Raw genomic sequence first — 11,022 nt, 5'->3', positions numbered from 1 at the left:
GCACGACCGGCACGCCCTGGTAGAGCCGCTTCTGCGCCTCGACCACGATGACGCCGGAAAAGATCGGCCAGAACCGCCGGCCGGCGCGCTCCAGCATGTTGTGGAAGCGCATCATGAAGCGCCGCGGCGACGGCGGGAAGAACAGCGCGTCGGACCATGCCGCCGGGGTGAAATTCGCCTCGCGCAGCAATTCGGTCAGCTGGCCGCGCGAGAACGGCCGGCCGTTGCCGAACGGCGTGTGCTCGAAACGCGCCCAGACGCCGCGCCGGTTGGGCACGACGATGACGACGCGGCCGGCGGGCGACAGCACGCGCCAGATCTCGTTCAGCGTCTCGCGCGGGTTCTCGACATGCTCGAGCGAATGGACAAGCAGCACACGGTCGATGCAGGAATCGACCAGCGGCAATTCCTCGTCGAAGACCAGCGCGGTCGCTGTCGGACCGGTCGCCGGCCAGACCACGGCGCCCTGCGTTGCCGGCATGAAGGCGAAGACCCGCTCGGCGTCGGCACCGAACCGCTCCAGCCACGGCAGGGTGTAGCCGAGCCCGACCAGCCGCTCGTTTGGCACGGCCGCCCAGATCGAGGACAGCGCCATGGTGATCGAGCGCTCGGCGAGGCGCCCCAGCGTGGTCGAATAGAAGGAACGGAGGTCGACGATATCGGAATGCATGGCCGGGACGGTAGCTTCGAAGCATTGCAAGTTCAACAAAGGCGGATGACATCGGCGCCCAAGCGCCCTATGTCTGCGGCGACAACTGCATCGGCCCGAAATCGGTTTCGATTTCGGAAAGCGCGATGCAGCAGATAAACAGCTTAGAGCGTCCTTTGTGCGTCCAATTGGACGCACGGCGCTTTAGTGGAGAGACGCGATGCCGGTCGAAATCGAACAGTTCATGTGCCGCAGCGACAATTTCGGCGTGCTGGTGCGTGACCCCACGAGCGGCCAGACCGCCATCATCGACGCACCAGAGGAGGCGCCGATTCTGGCCGCCATCCAGCGCACCGGCTGGACGCCGACGCTGATCCTGACCACTCACCACCATGTCGACCATGTCGAGGCCAATCTGGCGCTGAAGGAACGCTTCAAGCTGCGCATCATCGGGCCGGAAGCGGAAAAGGAGAAAATCCCCGGCATCGACGAGACGGTCGGCGAAGGCTCCGTCATCCACCTCGGCGAGGAACGGATCGACGTCATCGCCACGCCCGGCCACACCGCCGGCCATGTCTCCTACCATCTGCCGGCCTCGAAAGTCGCCTTCACCGCCGACACGCTGTTTGCGCTGGGCTGCGGCCGGCTGTTCGAGTGCAAGCCGCCGGTTATGTACGATTCGCTGAAGAAGCTGGCGGCGCTGCCGGCCGAGACGGTCGTCTATTGCGGCCATGAATACACCCTTTCCAACGCCCGCTTCGCGCTCACCGTCGATCCGACCAATTCGGCCCTGAAGGAACGCGCCGCCCGAATCGAGGCGCTGCGCGCCGACGACAAGCCGACGCTGCCGACGACGATCGGCGAGGAATTGTCGACCAATCCGTTCCTTCGCTGGCACGACCCGGCGATCCGCAAGCATCTCGGCATGGAGACGGCCACCGACGCCGAGGTGTTCGCCGATATCCGCAAGCGCAAGGACAATTTCTGAGCCCCGTGCTAGCTTCCGGCCGATGACCAGTGCCGCCGAAATCATCGCCACGCTCGGCCTGAAGCCGCACCCGGAGGGCGGCTGGTATGCCGAGACCTTTCGTGATGGCACCGGAGGCGCGCGCGGCCATTCGACAGCCATCTACTTCCTTCTGGAAGAGGATCAGCTCTCGGCCTGGCACCGGGTCACGGACGCGGCCGAGGTCTGGCACTTCCATGCCGGCGCGCCGCTGGCGCTGTCGATGCATGAGGAAGGCAGCGGCGTGATCGAGCAGGTGCTGGGCATCGCCCTTGCCGCCGGCGAGCGGCCGCAGATCGTGGTGCCGGCCGGCTGGTGGCAGTCGGCGCGCAGCCTCGGCGAATGGACGCTGGTCGGCTGCACCGTGGCGCCGGGCTTCGACTTCGCCGCCTTCGAGCTGGCCGAGCCGGGCTGGCAGCCGCAAGCATGATCCCGAAAAGTGGTTACCGGTTTTCGGAAAAGATCATGCGCGATCAACAACCCCTTAGCCGAGTAGAAAACCCAAGCTGATCGCCGCCTGCGCGGCGTAGTAAAGCGCCCAGACCGCGTAGCGCATCCAGACGCGGTGCGGCGAGATGGCGGCGAGCAGGAATTTTTCGGCGGCGAGCAGCCCGTCGGACGCCATGAACAGTATGGCACCGCCGATCACCAGGCTATTGCTGGTGGTAAGCGCCGAAATCCCCATGGCGAGGATCGCCGCGACATAGACAGCGATCGGCAGGCGCAGGCTCGGGCCGACACGGCGCCACAGCGCGGCCAGCATGACGATCGCGAATGCCGCCATGGCGAGCGCGATCGCGCCGCGCCAGGATTCGGCGCCGAGCAGGCCTAGCCCGCCGCCGCTTTGCAGGAACAGCGGAACGTAGAGGACATGCGCCGTAAGAAAACTGGCGAGCCCGCCGAGGAAGGCCTTCTCGCCATCGCGCGACAGGAAGGCATCGCCGACGGCGCTGAGCGCGAGCGCCGCGACGAGCAGAAGCGGGCCACCCTGCATGACGGCAAGCACCGCTAGCATGGCGACGGCAAGCGTCTTTGCCGCCGAGCGGGCGAGGCTCGGCGGCATGTTGAGCGTGAAAGCGTAGATCACCGCCGCCACCAGCGAGAACACCAGCGTCGCATTGGCATTGGCATCGATGCCGCCGGGAAACGGCATCATGCGTTTGCCTCACCCGTGACCGCCTTGCGCAGCAACAGCGACTTCGCGGCAAGTGCCGCGCCGCCGGTGATGAGCACGCAGGCGGCGAGGATGCGCAACGACGGCTCGGCGACGCCGGCAATGATCAGCACCAGCGTCGACAGCAACGGCGCGGCGTAGCTCGCCGCGCCCAGCACCTGGATGTTGCCGCGCTTGACGCCGATGTCCCAGGCGTAGAAGGCGGCCCCTACCGGCATCAGCCCGAGGGCGAGCACGGCCAGCCACTGGCCATTGCCGACGGGAAGCACCGTCTGCTCAAGCAGGAAGTGGCAGGCCAGCGAAAGCACAGACGTCGCCGCGCAGAACCAGGTGACGATCGAGGTCGGCACCGATGGGAAACGCCGCGACAACAGCGAGTAGGACGACCACAGGAGGGCGCAAACACCGGCCATCGCGTAGCCGAAGGCATAGCGCGCGTCGAAGGCAAGGCCGCCGCCCTTGGTGACGATGAGGACCGTGCCTGCAAGGCCGAGCAGCGCGCCGACGACGTGGTTCCAGGCCAGCCGCTCGCCCGGCATCAGCGCCGAGCCCAGCACGATCAGCAGTGGCCACAGATAGGCGATCAGGCTCGCCTCCACCGCCGGCGCGTTGCGCAGCGCGGTGAAGTAGAAGAAATGGTAGCCGAACAGCCCGGCAATGCCGATCACCCAGACCTGCGGCGGGATCTTTTCGCTGCGGTCGGCGGCTGGCATCACCAGCCGCGCGGCGAGCCCGACGCAGGTGCCGATGGCGAAGGTGATGGCCGACAGCAGGAACGGCGGCACCTCGCCGGACGCGTCGGTCAACAGCGCCAGCAACGACCACATGGCGACCGCCGAGAAGCCGATCAATGTTGCGCGCCCCATGCCTGTCTCCGGCGGCGCGCAAACGCGCCTAGTTTATGGCTTCGAACCGTCCGGCGCTGATGGTCAGCGGACCGATCTGGGTCCCGACCGTGGCGCGGATCGGCGCATATACGCCGGTTTGGCCGAGCGGTGCAAACGTCACCATCATGCGGCTCCGGTCCTTGAGGAAATTCAGCGCCTTGCGGCCCTTGCGGTACCCCGCCACCGGCTCAAACCCCATCCGGCAGGTCACCGTGTCGCCCTTGTATCCGCGCACCGAGATCGACACTTTCGAGGCCTAGGTCAGCGTCAGATTGGCGCGCATCTCGCCATCGTAGAACTTGACCGTGCGCCCGCAGACCTGATCGAGGCTGTCGGCGTGGATGACGGTCGCCGCCATCGGATCGAGGACCGACTTCAGGTCGCCCGCGCCAAGCGGCACCCAGCTCTTGGGATCGCGCTTCTTCGGCGCCGGGACGACCTCGGTCGAGGTCACCGCACCATTGGCGAAGCGGATGTCGACCACCGAGGCCTTCTTGCCAGACGTGTAATCGGCGCGGAAGGCCTGTGGCCGCATCTGCTTGCCTGAAATCGTGCCTTTGGACGAGACCGTGCCCTTGGTGTCGTCGAACAGCTTGGCGAGGCCCGCCGCCGAGACAGTGCCGTTGATCGCGTAATTGTCGCCGTCATAGCGGCTCGAGAATGTCGCCCTGGCCACTGAAAGGCCGAGGAAAGACACCGTATACTCGCCCTTGAAAGATTGTGGCGCGGCGGCGGCGAAACTTGCCGTTGGCAAGGCGACAGCCAGCAAGCCGGCGAAGGCATATGACAGATGAAGCACAGGGGGGCGAAGCATGGCGGTCCTCGATTTTCAGCCGGGAAACGGGCAATTCCTGGCTGGCATGTCCCTATGAGGCTGGCTTATAGGGTGAAATCCGGCCTTTATATGGAATATGGCTGGCTGGCCGGAGCTTGACGCGCCGGTGAAATGCCACTATGGAACGCCAACTTTTTCCATAAGGCCGCCTGACCGAGACCGCGCGCCGCCTGGCGCGGGTCGAATGGTTTGGCCGACCGAGAACTGAAGGTTAGAATCATGTCCCGCACCTGCGAGCTCACTGCCAAGGCAGTCCAGACCGGCAACAATGTGAGCCACGCCAACAACAAGACCAAGCGCCGCTTCCTGCCGAACCTGGTCAATGTGACGCTGATCTCCGAAGTGCTGAACCAGAATGTGCGCCTGCGCATTTCGGCCAACGCGCTGCGTTCGGTCGAGCACCGCGGCGGGCTCGACGCCTTCCTGGCCAAGGCCGACGCCAAGGAGCTGTCGCAGCGCGCCCGCCTCTTGAAGAAGCAGATCGCCAAGAAGCTCGCCGAGCAGGCCGCGGCTTAACAGTTTCTGGCGGGACACCGCCTTCGCAGGAGTGTCGTGCGGATTCGGCATGACATTCCGCTGGTTCCATTACCCAGGATAAAAAAATGAATTCCGTCTCGCGATATCTGCCCTTCGTGGCCGCCATGGCGCTCGTCGTCGTGGCCTCCAACATCCTCGTGCAGTTCCCGATGCAGGGTCAGATCGGTGGCCTGTCGCTGGCTGACATCTTGACCTGGGGCGCCTTCACCTACCCCTTTTCCTTCCTTGTCACCGACCTTGCCAACCGCCGCTATGGCCCGACCGTGGCGCGCAGGATCGTCTTTGTCGGCTTCATGACGGCGGTGATTTGCTCGATCCTCGTCCCGCCCTTCCTGTTCCGCCACGGCCTGATCGAATTCGAGACCGCCGCCGACCGGCTGGTGCGCATTGCCGCCGCCTCCGGCGCCGCCTTCCTCACCGCGCAACTGCTCGACGTCACCGTGTTCAACCGGCTGCGCCGGCAGAGCTGGTGGCGGGCGCCGATCGTCGGCACGTTGGTCGGCTCGGTGTTCGACACCGTCGTCTTCTTCGGCGTCGCCTTCTCCGCCGCTTTCGCCTTTGCCGGCCCGAACGACAGCTTCGCGCTGGAGGCGGCGCCGTTGTTGGGTGTGCTGCCGGTCGAGACCATGCGCTGGGTGTCCTGGGCGCTGGGCGACCTCTCGGTGAAGCTGATCATCGCCGTGGTGGCGCTGATCCCCTACCGGCTGCTCGCCGCCCGCTGGAGCCAGCCGGCGCTGGCTACGTAGCCATGATTCCAAAAAGTGGAATCAGGCATTGATCCCTTGGGTCCAGCTCGATTCGGCGAAGACGCCGGACGGCGGACAGGAATTGCGCCTGAAGCAGCGCGGTACTGAATTTTCCATCATGCTGGGCACCAACGAGCTGATGAACAGCCGTCTCAGCGGCTCCGAGCAGGCGCTTGCAAAACTCGCCTGCGAAAGGATCGCCGGTCACCAGCAGCCGAAAATCCTGATCGGCGGCTTGGGCATGGGCTTCACGCTGCGCGCCGCCCTTGCCGAACTTGGTCCTGACGCAAGCGTCACCATCGCCGAACTGGTGCCGGCCGTCGTCGCCTGGGCGCGCGGTCCCATGGCCGGCATTTTCGACGGCTGCCTCGACGACCCTCGCGTCACCATCCAGGAAAGCGATGTCGGGCGCGTCATCGGCGCCGGGAAATCGGCCTGGGACGCCATCCTGCTCGATGTCGACAACGGCCCGGAAGGTATCGTCTACAAGGGCAACGACGCGCTCTACGGCGCCGCCGGCCTCGGCCAGGCACGCGCCGCGCTCCGCCCCGGCGGCGTGCTGGCGGTGTGGTCGCAGGGCCCCGACAGCGGCTTTACGCGCCGCCTCAAGCAGGCGGGCTTCGCCGTCGAGGAGGTCAAGGCGCGCGCCCATGGCAAGCGTGGCGCCCGCCATGTCATCTGGATCGCGACCGCTCCGGAAGCGCGATAGGGAAACCCTGCGCCGGGCGCCGGCCGCCAGCTCGCCGCCGCGGCCAACCGTGAAAAGGCAATGCGCCCTATCTCAGTGTGAGCGAGAAGCCGCCGGCGCCGTGGGCATCGAAGTATCGGTACAGGGTGGAAGCATTCCAGCCATGCGGCGCCTCGCGGCGGACCTCGAGGTGATCTGAGTCCTCGAAGCTCAATTCGGGCGCGGGTCCTTTCAACGTCGCCGCGCTGTAATCCAAGGTCACGGAGTCGCCAGTGTCGGCAAAGGAGATGGTGATCTTGCCGTCGCCATAGCTGATGTCAGCGTCGTCGATTGAGCGCTCGGCGAAGACGATCGTGGTCTCTCCGGCAACGCGGACGACGTCGTTGCCGTCACCGCGATCGAAGAACAGCTTGGCTTTGTCCGTGCCGGTGAGATCGATCCTGTCGTCGCCCAGCCCGCCCGAAATCGCGGCGGCGGTGCCTGCGTTGATCGTGATGGTGTCGTCGCCGCGGCCGCCCTCGACCTGATCGACCTTGGCGGCGGCGATCGTGATGGCATCATCACCATCGTCTCCACGGATGCCGAAGACGGCCTGCCCGCTCGCGACAGTGATGATGTCGGAGCCTTGGCCACCGGAAATGTCACCGACGCTTTGCCCGGCGACAGTGATGATGTCCTGGCCCTGGCCGCCTGAAATACTGCGCGCTTCATTGCCCGCCGCAACGGTGATGATGTCGTCGCCGGCATCGCCGGTAACGTTGTCGATGTTCACTCCACCCGCAAGGGAAAGCACATCGCGCCCGTCGCCGCCCCAGACTCCCGAAATATCCCGTCCCGCCGAAACGGCGAGCGCGTCGTCGCCTTCGCCGGCCGAGACGTTATAGACATCGCGTCCGGCGGCAATGTTGACGACATCATTGCCGGCGCCGGCGAAGATGCCGCGACCGCTTGGCACGAAGACCGAGATTTCGTGGTTGACGGCATTGGATGCCTTCAGCGCCATGGCGCCTGCCGTCGTGCTGCCCTGCCAATAGTCTGAAGTTGCGTCCTCGGTGGCCACCAGATCGAGCCGATCGTTTCCGTCTCCGAGGGAGACGTAGTTCGGCGCGGTGTCGTCGCCGGACGAGGTAATGTCGACCGTGTCGTTGCCGGATCCGGTTTCGATGAACTCTGCGTTGACGGGCATGACGACAAGATAGCCGCCGCTGCTCCAGGCCCCTTCAATCGACAGCTTGACGATCCTTTCCAGCGCGCTTTGCTGGGCGCTGTCGCCGCTGCGAAGGCTCGGACCCTCGGTCAGCAGACCGACTGGTTGCGGCGCCTCACCGGGTTCGCCCCTTTGCAGCAATTGCAGGGCTACCTGATGTCGCGATATGGATGGGACGGTCGTCATGAGCCCGGAACCGGTTGCGCGATTCCAGAACGGCGCCGCCAGACTGAAACCCAGGATTGCATCCGAGTTTCGCCGCTCGAGGTTACCAAACCGTGCATGGCGGACGGGTCGGGCAGAAATCCGGTATCGGCTCAATCCTCGTGCAGGATGAATTCCAGGTAGAGGTTGCGCTGCAGGATCGAGTGGTTGTCGTCCGACATCAGCGACACCATCTGAGCGCCGTCGTCGCGGGTCCAGACGTCGAGCCCTTCCATATTGTCGATCTGGTAGCCCATGTCGGCTTCCAGCAGCACCGGACCGTCGGCGACGGCGCCCTTCTCGACGCTTTCGCCATAGATGCGCCTCAGCCGCATCTTCACGCCGCCGGCCATCGAGAAGCTGCGTTCGAGCAGCAGCAGGTCGCCATCTGGCAGGAAGGCGCCGTCGGTGATGTCGAAATCGCCGTTGCGCTTGACGGTGAAAACGCCCTTGTTCGGCCCTTCGATGATCGCGGCATAGATGTTGCCGGCCTTGTCGAGGCTCTTTTCCGACACCACGACCAGCCCGCCTTCGTGCTGGCCGTAGGGATTGGCGTGGGTGACGGTCTCGAAGCCGCGGTTCTGGCGCAGCTCCCGGGCCGGCACCAGATAGTCGAGCTCCTTGAACGGCGCCTTCATCTTGTCCGGATCGATCTTGAACTGGGCGACGCGCTGGTTGCGCTCGAAGCCGACCGTGGCGATGCCATCCTTGACCGCGAGGCCTTCCGCGTCGACTTCCCATTTCCTTTCGATCGGCTGCCCCGATTGGTCGATCATCTGCTGCATGCGGAAATTCTGGAGGCCCGACGGCCGCTTGTCGGCATCGTGCGCCACGGTGCCGAAGAACCAGAAGCCGGTGTCGGCGACGCCGATGAAATCTCCGCCGGGCTTCAGGAAGCGAAAGGCCGACAGCGCGCCGAAATCGCGCGACGGCGAGGTCATCTCCAGCCCGCCGACGAATTCGAGCGGGCCGAACTTCCTGTCGTCGTGGCCGATGTGGAACTGGTTGATCGGCCGTGCCGAGATCTCGACCGGCTCGATGGAAGCCGGACCGGCGGCGATGGCCGGCGACAGCATGCCGGCCAGCGCGCAGGCAGCCAGAACCACACGCCGCAAGCTCCGCCCCGAGATCCTCATCCGGCGCGCCGCAGACCGCCACGCCGCATCTCGCGGGCGCTTTCCTCGCCGAACAGCGAAGCCAGCTGCTCGGTCATGGCGCCGGCCAGTTCCTCGGCATCGACGATGGTGACGGCACGGCGGTAGTAGCGGGTGACGTCATGGCCGATGCCGATGGCCAGAAGCTCGACCGGCGACCGCGTCTCGATCAGCTCGATGACCGCGCGCAGATGCCGCTCCAGGTAGTTGCCGGGATTGACCGAGAGCGTGGAATCGTCGACCGGCGCGCCGTCGGAGATCATCATCAGGATCTTGCGCTGCTCCGGCCGTCCGATCAGCCGGCTATGCGCCCAAAGCAGCGCCTCGCCGTCGATGTTTTCCTTGAGCAGGCCCTCGCGCATCATCAGGCCGAGATTGCGCCGCGCCCGCCGCCACGGATGGTCGGCGGATTTGTAGATGATGTGGCGCAGATCGTTGAGCCGGCCGGGGTTCGGCGGCTTGCCGTCCTTCAGCCATTTCTCGCGCGCCTGCCCGCCCTTCCAGGCGCGGGTGGTGAAGCCGAGGATCTCGACCGAGACGCCGCAGCGCTCCAGCGTGCGCGCCAGGATGTCGGCGCAGGTGGCGGCGACGGTGATCGGCCGGCCGCGCATCGAGCCGGAATTGTCGAGCACAAGCGACACCACCGTGTCGCGGAATTTCGTGTCGCGCTCCTGCTTGAACGACAGCGGCTGCATCGGATCGATGACGACGCGCACCAGCCGCGACGGATCGAGATAGCCTTCCTCGAGGTCGAAATCCCACGAGCGGTTCTGCTGCGCCATCAGCCGGCGTTGCAGCCGGTTGGCCAATCTGCCGACGACGCCGGAAAGATTGGCAAGCTGCTTGTCGAGGAAGGCGCGCAGCCGGTCGAGCTCCTCTTCCTCGCACAATTCCTCGGCGCCGACCGTCTCGTCGAAAGCCGTGGTGAAGACCTTGTAGTCGATCTCCTTCGGCAGGTTGGTGAAGGGATTGTCGTTGCGCCGCGCCTCGCCGGGCGTCTCCGCGTCGGAATCGTCCTCGTCGGAGAGGTCGTCGGCAGTGGCGTCGGACGCTTCCGTCTCGGCCGACTGCTCGTCATCGTCGGACGCCTCGGCGTCGTCGGACTGCGACTGTTCGGAGCCGGAATCGTCCTCGCCGCCCTCCTCGCTCTGCTCCTCGCCCTGCGGCTCGTTGTCGTCATTGTCCTCGGTGTCTTCGCTCTCCTGGTCGTCGCCGAGCTCCTCGGCCATCTCCATGGAGACCAGCATGTCGCGCACGATGCGGGCAAAAGCCTGCTGGTCGTCGAGCTTGGCCGACAGGCCGTCGAGATCGGCGCTGGCCTTCTCCTCGACCCAGGGGCGCCACAGATCGACCAGGCGCTCGCCGCTCCTGGGCACGGCGCGGCCGGTGAGCTTCTCGCGCACCATCAGCGCCACCGCCTCCTCGAGCGGCGCGTCGGCCTTGTCTTTGACGTCGACGAGGTTCGCCTTGGCGTATTTGTCCTCCAGCATCGAGCCGATATTGTCGGCGACGCCCTGCATGGCGCGGCTGCCGATCGCCTCGACACGGGCCTGCTCGACCGCGTCGTAGATCGAGCGCGCCAGCTTGCCTTCCGGCGCCAGCTTGTTGTGGATGCGCTGATCGTGGCAGGCGCGCTTCAGCGCCATGGAATCGCCGAGCCCGCGGGTGATGGCGATATCGGCCCTCGAGGCCTTCTTCGGCAGTTCGGGCAGCCGGGCGCGGCTGCCGGCGAGCGCCGGTCGGTCCTTGGCGAAACCGACCTCGAGGTCCTTGTCGCCGGCAATGGCGCGCATGCAGACGGTCACCGAGCGCTTGAAGCTATCGGCTTCAGACCCGTTCTTCGGCTTGTTGCGCGTATTGTCGCCCGGACCCGCCATCAATCATCCCTGGAGCATGGTGTCGGCCGAAAAGTCATACGACCTTCCGGAACCATGC

11 protein-coding genes and 1 pseudogene are annotated in these 11,022 nt (G+C 65.7%); 5 read left to right on the top strand and 7 right to left on the bottom strand.

Annotation, left to right across the window (positions count from 1 at the left end; genetic code table 11):
• Window positions 1-670: methyltransferase domain-containing protein (locus EN780_RS03825; RefSeq protein ID WP_128272197.1), on the bottom strand; the 670-nt coding region annotated here is incomplete at its 3' end.
• 199 nt (window positions 671-869) lie between these two features.
• Between EN780_RS03825 and gloB the strand changes: the two genes are divergently transcribed.
• Window positions 870-1,637 carry a hydroxyacylglutathione hydrolase gene (gene gloB, locus EN780_RS03820; protein WP_127286022.1) on the top strand — a complete coding sequence of 256 codons (768 nt, stop codon included), beginning with the start codon at window positions 870-872 and terminating at the stop codon, window positions 1,635-1,637.
• A 22-nt stretch (window positions 1,638-1,659) separates the two neighbouring features.
• Window positions 1,660-2,085, top strand: a complete 426-nt coding sequence (locus EN780_RS03815) for a cupin domain-containing protein (protein WP_128272195.1) — start codon at window positions 1,660-1,662, stop codon at window positions 2,083-2,085.
• A 54-nt stretch (window positions 2,086-2,139) separates the two neighbouring features.
• Here EN780_RS03815 and EN780_RS03810 read toward each other — a convergent pair whose 3' ends face one another.
• From EN780_RS03810 to EN780_RS03800, 3 genes and pseudogenes are all read right to left on the bottom strand, one after another.
• The gene (locus EN780_RS03810) at window positions 2,140-2,811 is read right to left on the bottom strand and encodes a lysoplasmalogenase family protein (protein ID WP_128272193.1); all 672 of its coding nucleotides are present in this window, start codon (window positions 2,809-2,811) and stop codon (window positions 2,140-2,142) included.
• Complete coding sequence (locus EN780_RS03805) at window positions 2,808-3,695, bottom strand: EamA family transporter (protein ID WP_128272191.1); 888 nt, start codon at window positions 3,693-3,695, stop codon at window positions 2,808-2,810. Before EN780_RS03805 ends, EN780_RS03810 begins: the two co-directional genes overlap by 4 nt.
• A gap of 28 nt (window positions 3,696-3,723) precedes the next feature.
• Window positions 3,724-4,530: pseudogene (locus EN780_RS03800) on the bottom strand (DUF3108 domain-containing protein).
• Between the two features lie 240 nt (window positions 4,531-4,770).
• Here EN780_RS03800 and rpmB point away from each other — a divergent pair.
• The 3 genes from rpmB to EN780_RS03785 all read left to right on the top strand — a co-directional run bounded on the left by rpmB (window position 4,771) and on the right by EN780_RS03785 (window position 6,543).
• Window positions 4,771-5,067: a 50S ribosomal protein L28 gene (rpmB, locus tag EN780_RS03795; protein ID WP_127286026.1), complete on the top strand. Its 297-nt coding sequence runs from the start codon at window positions 4,771-4,773 to the stop codon at window positions 5,065-5,067.
• A gap of 86 nt (window positions 5,068-5,153) precedes the next feature.
• Window positions 5,154-5,834, top strand: coding sequence for a queuosine precursor transporter (locus EN780_RS03790; RefSeq protein ID WP_128272190.1), 681 nt, complete (start codon window positions 5,154-5,156; stop codon window positions 5,832-5,834).
• Window positions 5,835-5,862: 28 nt separating this feature from the next.
• Window positions 5,863-6,543 carry a hypothetical protein gene (locus EN780_RS03785; RefSeq protein WP_128272188.1) on the top strand — a complete coding sequence of 227 codons (681 nt, stop codon included), beginning with the start codon at window positions 5,863-5,865 and terminating at the stop codon, window positions 6,541-6,543.
• 67 nt (window positions 6,544-6,610) lie between these two features.
• On the opposite strand, the gene EN780_RS03780 is transcribed toward EN780_RS03785, so the two are convergent.
• Genes EN780_RS03780 through cobT form a run of 3 tightly spaced genes read right to left on the bottom strand, consistent with a single transcriptional unit; the run spans window position 6,611 to window position 10,964 of the window.
• Complete coding sequence (locus EN780_RS03780; RefSeq protein ID WP_128272186.1) at window positions 6,611-8,050, bottom strand: calcium-binding protein; 1,440 nt, start codon at window positions 8,048-8,050, stop codon at window positions 6,611-6,613.
• Window positions 8,047-9,069, bottom strand: coding sequence for an esterase-like activity of phytase family protein (locus EN780_RS03775; protein WP_128272184.1), 1,023 nt, complete (start codon window positions 9,067-9,069; stop codon window positions 8,047-8,049). Before EN780_RS03775 ends, EN780_RS03780 begins: the two co-directional genes overlap by 4 nt.
• Entirely contained in the window at window positions 9,066-10,964 is a 1,899-nt protein-coding gene (cobT, locus tag EN780_RS03770; protein WP_128272182.1) for a cobaltochelatase subunit CobT, read from the bottom strand. The genes EN780_RS03775 and cobT overlap by 4 nt, the downstream gene beginning before the upstream one ends.
• Window positions 10,965-11,022 lie beyond the last annotated feature (58 nt).

Origin of the sequence: Mesorhizobium sp. M4B.F.Ca.ET.089.01.1.1 (assembly GCF_004022605.1) — a bacterium.
In the GTDB taxonomy this organism is placed as follows: Bacteria; Pseudomonadota; Alphaproteobacteria; order Rhizobiales; family Rhizobiaceae; genus Mesorhizobium; species Mesorhizobium abyssinicae.
This window is presented reverse-complemented; position numbering and strand designations above follow the sequence as displayed.